The following is an 11,152-nucleotide window of genomic DNA, read 5'->3' as shown; positions in this document are numbered from 1 at the left end:
CAGCAATTTGAAGAAGTTCAGAGCTATTGCCAAACGTAAAGCCGCCGGACAGGAGAGTACCATAAGCGTAACATTGATGGTTTGCGTAAAGAAAATATTTTTTGCCCTCACATTTCGTTGAAAAATTCACACCGTTCAAGCGAAGCGCGTTTGGGAACTTTTTCAATGCTTAGTTAAAGGCAAAAAATATTTTTAGCAAAGCATCTAAGTGAAGCGTTGGTACTCCCCTGTCCGGCGGCGCGGCTTTATGCGAATAAGAAAAGGAAACTACAAACTGCAATTTGCTGCTCCCTTGCATCTATTTTACAGAGTCGTGCTATAATATGGATGACATAGCATCGGGGACAGGAGGAACGGACGATGACTTATGAGGAATTATATCAGGCGGTGCAGGCACAGGGCTTTCGCGGCTCGTATGAGGAGTTTCGCGTAGCATATGACAACTATCAGCGGTTGAATCCCGCGACAGAGGCACAGATTCGTGGCCTGGTGGCGGATAATACGCTGGTTCATGTCATGAACCAGTCGCTGAAGCTTGCCTATAAATCCCTTTGATATGGAGCTTTGGCATGAAAATAGCGAGCGGCTTGACCGGTCAATTGACCAGTCAAGCCGCTCGTTTTTTTGTGGTTGGTTGCTTTATTGCAGCAGGGTAAGCACATTGCTGCTGTTTTGGTTGGCTTGTGCCAGCATGGATTGGGCTGTCTGCCGTAGAACATTGGCCCGGGTGTAGTCGGTGAAGGTCTTCGCCATATTGGCATCGCGGATGACGCTTTCGGAGGCGGTCACGTTTTCATGAGCCGTGGTTATGTTGGCCGCGGTGTATTCAAGGCGGCTCTGCATGGCACCCAGAAGGGTCTGTTGTTTCAAGGCTCTGCCGATGGCCCGGTCGATGACCGTCAGTGCCGAGTTGGCCTTTTCCTGTGTGGTGACGCTGACTTTTGTACCGTCAGCTTTTTTGAGGCCCAGGGCCTCACAGCGCATATCGGCAAGGCCGACGCGCAGGCATTGGTTAGCTTTGGTGCCGGTCTGGAAGGACATGTGTTTTTCCGGCTCGGCATCGGCTGACTTTTTGGCCAGATAGCGCAGCAGCATGTAGCCTGCGGCGTATTCGTTGTCGCCGGTGGCCGTGCTCGTGCGATTTTCGAGCGCGCTGCGCAAGGCCGTCTGATTGCTTACCAGATTGCGGATGGTTCCGGCGCGGTAGTCGTCAATACCATGTACGAGCTCGGCGGTACCCTCGGCGATGTAGAGAGGCATATTGCCGAAGTTCTTGATGTTGGCTGCCATCAGCGCATGCGTGACTTCATGGGCCAGGGTACGGTCGAGGTATAGCTGATGGCTATTCCCTGCTACGGCACCGTTTTCGTTTGACAAGTCAAGACTGCCATAGTAATACATATTGATGTTCAACGACAGGCTCGAGGCCAGGCCGTTGCTGCCAGGGACATAGGAGACATAGGCAAGCTTGCCATCGTTGGCATTGGAAAACTGCACGTTCATGGTCTTTACCGAGGTGCCATTTTCCCAGAAGTTTATGGCATAGGATTCGTCGACAAGGCTTATGCAGTTCTTGAGCCATTGGCTGTCGAGGGCACTCATGATGGCGTTTTTCATGTTGTCGCCAGCGGCATCGGGCCAAGTGACGGTCAGGCCGTTGATCTGTGAGGTGCCCGAGGCGCCGCCGCCATAAGGATAGCCTTTTTCCGGCACGATGCTGCTGGCAGTCTTTACCTGCTGATTGCCGGCATCAAAGCCGGTGATGGCGCCGGTATCGTCGTTGTCCAGATTGATGCCGCAGGCGTCCAGTCCCTGGGCGTTGATATCGCTGAGGAAACTTTCGATGAGGGCGGACTCATTTTCAAACATGCCGCAGGAGGTGTATTTGATGGCATTGTCGAGTGTAGCCTGTGCCGATAGTGTTGAGTTGTCGAGATAGCTCATGAAGGATACGATGGCATCCCATTGGTCGGCCACGATGTTGCGGCCTTGGGAGCCATTGAGCAGGTATTTGCCGTTGAATGTCACCAGAGCGTTATCATCGATTTGCGACATGTACTGGTCGAGCTCTTTTTGGATGATGGCCCGGTCACTATCGGTGTTGGTGTCATTGGCTGCATTGATGGCCTTTTCTTTGAAGGTCTTCAGCAGATCTACGGTGGAGGATACGGCACCCTCGGCCACCCGCATCAGACTGCAGGTGTTCTGGGTGTTTGTATGGGCGGCATCGAGGCCGCGCAGCTGTACGCGCATGCGCTCGCTGATGGCATAGGCTGAGGCATCGTCGGCGGCGCCGTTGATCTTCATGCCGGTGGATGCCTTTTGCAGCTGCTTGGTGAGTTCGTTGTCATTGCGCCCTAATGTGTGGAGAGTATTGAGGGCGGCGAGATTGTTCTTGACGACCATGGACATAGCAATCATTCCCTTCGCTGGCCATTCCTTGTGGTTGAATCATCCTTGTTTATCTCACTGAATCGTACAAACCAGTTACTCATTATATCGGCGAAAAAGCGGTGTTCCTTAAGGAGTTCAGGAAAATAAAGCCGCCGGGAGGAAATTTGACTTTTTGTTTTTTGTGTCGTATACTAGTACCTGTACGTTAGCACTCGAATGATCAGAGTGCTAAAACAATGACTGAAATCTTTTCAAATAAAGGAAGGCAGACAGATATGGCAAAAGAAACCCATGAATTCCAAGCGGAGACCAAGCAGCTCCTTGACCTCATGATCCACTCGATTTACACGAATCATGAGATTTTCCTGCGTGAGCTCATTTCCAATGCATCGGACGCGATTGACAAGGTTCATTTCGCGAGCCTGACGAACCGCGACATCCTCGAGGGAGATGACAGCTTTGAGATTTTCCTCGAGCCGGATGCTGAGGCGCATACGCTGACGATCTCCGATAATGGTATCGGCATGAGCCGCGAGGAAGTCATCGAGAACATCGGCACGATTGCCAAGTCGGGCACGAAGGCCTTCATGGAGCAGCTCAAGAAAGCCAAAGAGGCCAGCGAGAGCGGCGAGAATAGCACGGATAAGGAGCTTATCGGCCAGTTCGGTGTCGGCTTCTACTCGGCTTTCATGGTGGCTGACAAGGTCACCATCGTGACGCGCAAGGCTGGTGAGAAGCAGGCAACGCGCTGGGAATCCACGGGTGATGGCTCCTATAGCATCGAGGAATGCGAGAAGGAGAAACGTGGCACGAGCATCACGATTTCGCTGGGCAAGGACTTCTTCGGCGATGCTTCGGAGGAGAACTACACGGATACCTACAAGCTTGAGAGCCTGGTCAAGAAGTATTCCGACTATGTCCGCTATCCGGTCAAGATGAACTTCACCTTCGAGGAGACGCCGAAGGATGAGGATGGCAAGCCCATCGAGGGGGCCGACAAGGTGAAACGCGTCGAGCTGCGCACGCTGAATTCCATGCAGCCGCTTTGGACGAAGAACAAGAGCGATATCAAGGAAGAAGAGTACGAGGAATTCTTCAAGAATCAGTTCCATGAGTGGGAAAAACCGATGGAGGTCTTCCACACCCATGCAGAAGGTTCTGTGGAGTATACGGCTCTCCTGGCAATCCCGGCTAAAGCACCGTTCAACCTCTATCATACGGATTATGAGCCGGGCGTGCAGCTCTACTCCCGTCACGTATTCATTATGGATAAATGCAAGGACATGCTGCCGGATTATCTGCGTTTCATGAAGGGTCTCGTCGACTCGCCGGATCTCTCGCTCAACATCAGCCGTGAGCTGCTGCAGCAGAGCCGTGAGCTCAAGACCATCGGCAAGGCGCTGGAGAAGAACATCCTCAAGGCGCTGGCCCGCAAGATGAAGAACAAGCGCGAGGACTATGAGAAGTTCTGGAACGAGTTTGGCAAGTCCCTGAAGATCGGCGTCTACAACAGCATGTATGCTGGCAGCGACACGATCGACAAGCTCAAAGACCTGCTGCTCTTCATGAGCTCGAAGGAAGGCAAGCTCGTCTCCCTCAAGGAATACATCGAGCGCATGCCGGAGAGCCAGAAGAAGATCTACTATGCAACGGCCAAGGACAAAGAGACCATCGAGCAGCTGCCGCAGATGGAGACGCTGCGCGACAAGGGCCTCGAGGTGCTCTATCTTCTCGATCCGGTCGACGAGTTCTGCATCGAGACGCTGCGCGAGTATGAGGGCAAGCAGTTCCATTCCATCAGCCGCGGCGATCTCGACCTCGACGATGCTGAGAGCCAGGAGGTCAAGAAGGAGACCGAGGACATCCAGAAGAAGAACGATGACCTCATGAAGGACATCAAAGAGGCACTGGGCGACAAAGTCGCTGATGTCAAGGTATCGGCCCGCCTCAAATCGAGTGCTGTTTGCCTCGTGGCTGATGAGGCTGGCCCGTCGCTCTCGATGGAGCAGACCTTCGCCGAGATGAACAACCCGCTGTTCAAGGCGCAGCGCATCCTCGAGATCAACCCGCATCATGACCTCTTTGCCCGCCTGCAGTCGCTGCATGGTGCTGGCAAGGACAGTCAGGACTTCAAGGACTACTGTGACCTTCTCTACACGCAGGCCCTGCTCATCGAGGGCATCCTGCCGGAGAATCCGGTCGACTTTGCCAATAAAGTCGCTAAACTCATGGCAAAATAAGCGATATTTTGCGAAAAATAAGAACCTGCTCTGCTTTTGGGGCAGGTTTTTGCTTACAATTGGCGAATAGTATATAGATAGAACTGAATGAATGGAGGGCATAGAATGGAGAATCAGCCGAATGCAGAATGGTTTGAACATGTAATCAGCAAGCTCGAAGATGTTGACGATGTGCTTTTGATGGAAGGCCATCAGAAGTCGCATAAGAAAGTCAGCGATGCGCTCGAGCTCCTGAACTGGGCCGAAGAGAACCTCACGCGCGGTGCTTTGCCGTGCATTGCCACGCGCCACAGCACGCGCAAGTTCCGGCAGGAGCCCATCGAGGAGGAGAAGCTCCGGCAGGTCATCGAGGCTGGCCGCCAGGCGCCCAGCGGCAAGAACAAGCAGCAGAATCACTTCCTCGTCGTGCGCGATAAAGCTGTCCTTGAGCGTCTTGTAGAGCTCGTGCAGCAGGAATTTGCCAAGATGGAGATCACCGATGAGAACAGCGAGGACATCGGCGGTGCTATCCGCCTGGCCAAGAAGGGCAACTATGTCTTCAAATACAATGCGCCCTGCCTGATCATCGTCGCCAACAAGCGCAATTATGGCAATCGCTATGCCGACACGGCCTGCGCCATCGAGAACATGATGCTCGCGGCCAATGCGCTTGACCTCGGCTCCTGCTGGATCAATCAGCTGCGCTGGCTCAAGGATAATCCAGTCATCATGGAGTACCTCTATGAGCTGGGCCTGCATGAGGAGGAAGCCGTATTCGGCTCGCTGTCCCTCGGCTATGCCGACAGCGAAGATGGCCTGCCGAATCGCCGCATGGTTCCCATCAAGGGCAATGAAGTCACTTATATTGGCTGAAACATAAGAAAAGCGAAAAACAAGGGTGTTTTGCCCTTGTTTTTTCTTGTTTATTTCGATATAATATTGTCAGAAATAAAGAAAACGTTTACTGACGATTGCTTTCGCAAGTGCGAGGAGGATGCTGTTATGGCTAAGCAGATATTTACCATCGAGAAACTGGCAGATCCAGAGTTTTTCCAGGAGAACCGGCTGCCAGCCCATAGTGACCATGGCTTTTATGCCGACGCGGTGGAGATGGCGCGAGGGGAATCGTCCTTTTGCCGCACGCTGAACGGTCTTTGGCACTTCCACTTCGCTAAGAATCTTGCCCTTAGGCCGCAAGGCTTTGAGGCTGCGGACTATGACTGCCGCAGCTGGGATACGATCCGCGTGCCGGCTCATCTGCAGCTCGAGGGCTATGGCCGCCCGCAGTATACGAATCAGACATATCCTTGGGATGGTCATGAGGCGGTGACGCCGGGGAAGGTGCCGCAGCGTGAGAATCCCGTCGGTTCCTATGTCAAATACTTCGTGCTGCCAGAGTCCTGGGACAATGCCTATATCTCGTTCCAGGGGGCTGAGTCGGCGCTGGCGGTCTGGCTCAATGGCCACTATGTCGGCTACAGCGAGGATTCCTTTACCCCGGCGGATTTTGACCTCACGCCGTATCTGGTGAAGGGCGAGAACAAGCTGGCCGTACAGGTTTACCGGTTCAGCTCGGGCAGCTGGATCGAGGATCAGGATTTCTGGCGCTTTAGCGGCTTGTTCCGTGAGGTGCTGCTCTACACCAAGCCAGCGGAGCACGTGGAGGACCTGTGGCTTAAGGCAGTGCCCGAGCACGATTATCAGGATGGACGCTTGACGATTGACTTTTGTTGGCGTACGGCAGAAAAGAAAACGATTACAGTTGAAGTGCTGGATTTGACTGGTCAAAAAGTACTGGTCAAAAGTCAGGAATTGACCGGTCAGAAGAATCAGTTTGCCATAGCGATGGAGAATGTGGCGCTTTGGAGCGCGGAGCATCCGAATCTCTACTCCGTCGTGATTTCTGTCTATGATGCAGATGGCGTGCTGCAGGAGGTCATCCCGCAGCATGCTGGTTTCCGTGAGTTCAAGCTCGAGGATACGCTGATGAAGATCAACGGGCAACGCATCGTGTTCAAGGGAGTCAATCGTCATGAGTTTGACTGCTACAGCGGCCGGGCGATGGATCCCGCGTCCTTTGAGCAGGACATCATCACGATGAAGCGCAACAACATCAATGCACTGCGTTGCTCGCATTACCCGAACTCGAGCTATATCTATGAGCTCTGTGACCGTTATGGTCTCTATGTCATCGACGAGACGAATCTTGAGACCCATGGTACCTGGCAGAAGAATGGCGTGCTGGCCCGCGATGAGAATACACTGCCAAATGATCATGACGAGTGGCAGGCCGTCATCCTTGACCGCGCCAAGTCCATGCTGGAGCGGGACAAGAACCATCCATCGATCATCATCTGGTCGTGCGGCAATGAGTCCTGCGGTGGCAAGGATATCTATGCGATGAGCGAGTACTTCCGCAAGACTGACCCGAGCCGTCTCGTCCATTATGAGAGCATCTTCTGGGATCGCCGCTATAACGATACGAGTGATATGGAAAGCCAGATGTATCCGAAGGCCGCCGATATCAAGGCCTTCCTGCAGGAGCATCGCGACAAGCCGTTCCTCTGCTGTGAGTATACGCATTCGATGGGCAACAGCAACGGCGGCATGCATAAGTACACGGAGCTGACGGAGACGGAGCCTCTCTACCAGGGTGGTTTTATTTGGGACTTTGTCGATCAGGCGCTCTGGCATAAGGATCGTTATGGTCACGATGCCCTCGGCTATGGCGGCGACTTCGGCGACCGCTCCACCGATTACAATTTCAGCGGCGACGGCATCTTGTTTGCCGACCGCCAGCCCACGACGAAACTGCAGGATGTGAAGTTCAACTATCAGGACTTCACGCTGGCAGTAGATGCGGAAAAGGTAGTCATCAGCAACAAGAGCCTGTTTACGGATTTGGCGGAATACGACCTGCAGCTGACGCTGGCGCTCGATGGCCGCGTGCTCTGGCAGAAGACGCTGCCGGCACCTGCTGCAGCACCAGGCCAGAGTGCGACGGTAAGCCTGGCGGAACTGCCGCTCACCGATACTGGCGAGGAGTGTGTCACGGCATCGCTCCAGTTGCGTGAGGATAAGCCCTGGGCAGCACGCGGTCATGAGGTTGCCTTCGGACAGGGCATCTGGACGGTAGATGAAGTCGAGCTGCCAGCGGCAGCTGAGGCTGTGGAGTGCACGGATTTCGGTACGGAAGAGCGCTCTCTCCATTATCAGCCGCAGGAGAGCCTGCACACCTATACGGATAAGCCGCTGCATATCGTACAGGGGGACATCAATCTTGGCGTGCAGGGCGAAGGCTTTGAGATCCTGTTCTCCAGTGCGCAGGGAGCATTGGTTTCCTACAAGCATAATGGTGTGGAACTCATCGAGGAGATGCCGCGGCCGAGTTTCTGGCGAGCGCCGGTCGATAACGACTACGGCAGCCGCCGCGACTTTGCCGTCGCCCAGTGGAAGCTCGCGAGCCTTTACCGCCGCTGCGTCAAGAAGGAATTGCGGCAGGAGGACGGTACGTGGACGGAACTTGACTGGTTCGGCCAGCTCGGCATCAAGGAGTACGATGCCAGCAACATTTCCGTGCGGTTCACCTATGAGCTGGCGACGCAGCCTGCTGCCAGCTGTACCATCACCTATACGGTCTGCAGGGATGGCTCGCTGAAGACGGCGCTCGACTACGAGAAGGTCGAGGGGCTGCCGGAAATCCCGGACTTTGCGATGATCTTCACGCTGCCAGCTGACTACCATCGCATCCGGTTCTATGGCTATGGCCCGCTGGACAACTATGCGGATCGTCAGCAGGGGGCAAAGCTTGGCCTTTATGAGACGCGGGTAAAAGATGAGGTCGAGCCGTATCTTTTGCCACAGGAGTGCGGCAACCATGGCGGTGTCCGCTGGTTTGAGGTAACCGATAATCGCGGCCGCGGTGTCCGCATCAGCGGCGATACGCCCTTTGCCGCGTCGGCACTGCCCTATAGCGCTCACGAGCTCGAAAATGCCCGCCATGGCTATGATCTGCCAGCAGTGCATCATACGTTCCTGCGGGCATCCCTTGGCCAGTGCGGCGTTGGCGGCGATGATACCTGGGGAGCTCCGATACTTGAGGAGTATACGGTCAAGAATGACAGCAAGCATTTCGAATTCTTCTTCAAGGGAATTTGAGTAAGCGATAAATAAGGGAGGCAAAAGTCATGATTACATTTGATGAATCCACTGGTATTTTCCATCTGCGCAACGAGAAGGTCAGCTACGTGCTGCAGCTTGTGCGCGGCAAATATCTGCTGCATCGCTACTGGGGCAAGGCCGTTCGCGAGTTCCGCGACAGCCGCCCGTTCCAGGCTATCGACCGGGCCTTTTCCCCGCAGCCGGCGGCCTATGAGAATGAGCGCACCTTTTCCCTCGATGTCCTGCCGCGGGAGTATCCGGACTATGGACATGGCGACTTTCGCCTGCCTGCCTATGCCGTGCGCCTGGCCGATGGCACGACCGTTACCGAGCTTTGGTATGACAGCCATGAGATCAAGGCGGGCAAGCCAGGTCTTGCGGGACTGCCAGCAGCTTATGCTAGCGATGAGGAGGCTGAGACGTTGACCATCCGCTTGTGCGATACGAACGACGTGCTGGTCATTGAATTGCAGTATACGATTTTTGCTGACCAGCCAGTCATCGCGCGCAATGCCCGCATCATCAATACGGGCGAACTGCCGGTAGACCTCCTCAATGCGGCAAGCTTTGCCATGGACTTTGCTGACCATGACTTTGACCGCGTGAATCTCTGGGGCGGCCATGCAGCTGAGCGCAGCATCGAGCGCGTGCCGCTTATGCGCGGCCAGCAGGAGAATTCGAGCCGTCGGGGTGCAAGCTCGCATCAGCAGTCACCGTTCCTCGCGCTCCTGCGCCCGGATACGACGGAGACTGCTGGTGATGCCTACGGTTTCAGCCTTGTCTGGAGTGGCGAGTTCTCCTTCAAGACCGAAGTGGAACAGTTTGGCTCGACCCGCGTCGTTGGCGGCATCAATGATTTCGAGTTCAAGTGGCAGCTGGAACCCGAGGCGGCATTCCAGACGCCGGAGGCCTTGCTGGTCTATAGTGATGCGGGCCTCAATGGCATGAGCCAGGCCTTCCACAACATCGTGCGTGAGCATATCGTGCGCGGCAAGCATCAGCATGCCCTGCGGCCCATCCTCGTCAACAATTGGGAGGCCACGTACTTCGACTTTGATGATGAGAAAATCGACAAGCTGGCCGACTGTGCGGCTGACTTGGGGCTGGAGCTCCTGGTGCTCGATGATGGCTGGTTCGGCAAGCGCGACGATGACAATTCCTCCCTTGGCGACTGGGTCGTCAACCTGCAGAAACTCAAGCAGGGACTCAATGGCGTCGCTGAGTCGGCGCATAGCCGCGGCCTTAGATTCGGCCTGTGGTTTGAGCCTGAGATGATTTCGGCAGATTCTGATCTTTACCGTGCGCATCCCGAGTGGGTGCTGCAGGTAGCCGATTATCCGTCGAGCTTTGGCCGTCATCAGCTCGTGCTTGACCTTACGCGACAGGAGGTACAGGACTATATCGTCGAGTCGGTCAGCAAGATCTTGAAGTCGGCGCCAATCGACTATGTAAAATGGGATTTCAACCGCCATCTGACCGAGGCATTCTCACTGTCCTTGCCGGCGGATAAGCAGGGCGAGACCAAGACGCGGTTCGTGCTCGGCCTCTATGCAGTATTGGAGCGGATTACCCAGGCCTTCCCAGAGGTGCTGTTTGAGAGCTGCTCGGGCGGCGGCGGTCGTTTCGATGCGGGCATGCTCTACTATATGCCGCAGACCTGGACGAGCGATAATACCGATGCGGTCTGCCGCCTTTCCATCCAGAGCGGCACTAGCCTGGTATTCCCGCCAGTGACGATGGGGGCTCATGTATCGGTAGTGCCGAACCATCAGGTCGGCCGCGTGACGAGCCTGCAGATGCGCACCATCTGCGCTATGGCTGGCGACTTCGGCTATGAGCTTGACATCACGCGTATGACGGACGAAGAAAAGGCGCAGGTGCGCGAGCATGTGGCACTCTATAAAGAACTGCGCCCGACACTGCAGTTCGGTTCCTTCTACCGTTTGCTCACGCCGTTTACGGGCAAGGGCAACGAGACGGCTTGGCAGTTCGTCAGCGAAGATGGAAAACAGGTCGTGCTCATGTACTTCAAGACCCTGGCCCAGCCAGCATCGCCAATCCGCACGCTGAAACTGACGAACCTTGCGGAGGATGCGCGCTATAAAGTGACGAGATACCTGCCCGCCCAGCGCACGTCGATGGACTTCGGCGGCGAGGGAAGCACCAGCCTTGTCGGACAGAGTTTCTATGGTGATGAGCTCATGTATAGCGGCATGGTTGTCGAAAAGATAGATACTGACTTTGCGGCGTATCTTTGGGTGTTAGAGAAGGAATGAATCGCAGTTTGTCGGTTGGTTCGTGAGGAATGGAATCCCGATAGTACGCAGCTCGGGGTTCACGGGGTAGTACTTTTTCTGTTTCCGCTGAATGGACCGTAC

6 protein-coding genes are annotated in these 11,152 nt (G+C 54.9%); 5 read left to right on the top strand and 1 reads right to left on the bottom strand.

Features of this window, described 5'->3' with window-relative positions:
- Positions 1-360: 360 nt before the first annotated feature.
- Positions 361-555, top strand: a complete 195-nt coding sequence (locus BM322_RS13120) for a hypothetical protein (RefSeq protein WP_075431181.1) — start codon at positions 361-363, stop codon at positions 553-555.
- An 84-nt stretch (positions 556-639) separates the two neighbouring features.
- Here the strand turns inward: BM322_RS13120 and BM322_RS13885 are convergent, their stop codons facing one another.
- Positions 640-2,412: a flagellin gene (locus tag BM322_RS13885; protein WP_407047836.1), complete on the bottom strand. Its 1,773-nt coding sequence runs from the start codon at positions 2,410-2,412 to the stop codon at positions 640-642.
- 257 nt (positions 2,413-2,669) lie between these two features.
- Between BM322_RS13885 and htpG the strand changes: the two genes are divergently transcribed.
- From htpG to BM322_RS13090, 4 genes are all read left to right on the top strand, one after another.
- Positions 2,670-4,634: a molecular chaperone HtpG gene (gene htpG / locus BM322_RS13105; RefSeq protein WP_075431179.1), complete on the top strand. Its 1,965-nt coding sequence runs from the start codon at positions 2,670-2,672 to the stop codon at positions 4,632-4,634.
- A 105-nt stretch (positions 4,635-4,739) separates the two neighbouring features.
- Complete coding sequence (locus BM322_RS13100; RefSeq protein WP_318254632.1) at positions 4,740-5,486, top strand: nitroreductase; 747 nt, start codon at positions 4,740-4,742, stop codon at positions 5,484-5,486.
- 129 nt (positions 5,487-5,615) lie between these two features.
- The gene (locus BM322_RS13095; RefSeq protein WP_075431177.1) at positions 5,616-8,771 is read left to right on the top strand and encodes a glycoside hydrolase family 2 TIM barrel-domain containing protein; all 3,156 of its coding nucleotides are present in this window, start codon (positions 5,616-5,618) and stop codon (positions 8,769-8,771) included.
- Positions 8,772-8,800: 29 nt separating this feature from the next.
- Entirely contained in the window at positions 8,801-11,050 is a 2,250-nt protein-coding gene (locus tag BM322_RS13090; protein ID WP_075431175.1) for an alpha-galactosidase, read from the top strand.
- Positions 11,051-11,152: the final 102 nt, after the last annotated feature.

It is taken from the genome of Selenomonas sp. GACV-9 (assembly GCA_900116485.1).
GTDB lineage: Bacteria > Bacillota > Negativicutes > Selenomonadales > Selenomonadaceae > Selenomonas_A > Selenomonas_A ruminantium_G.
This window is presented reverse-complemented; position numbering and strand designations above follow the sequence as displayed.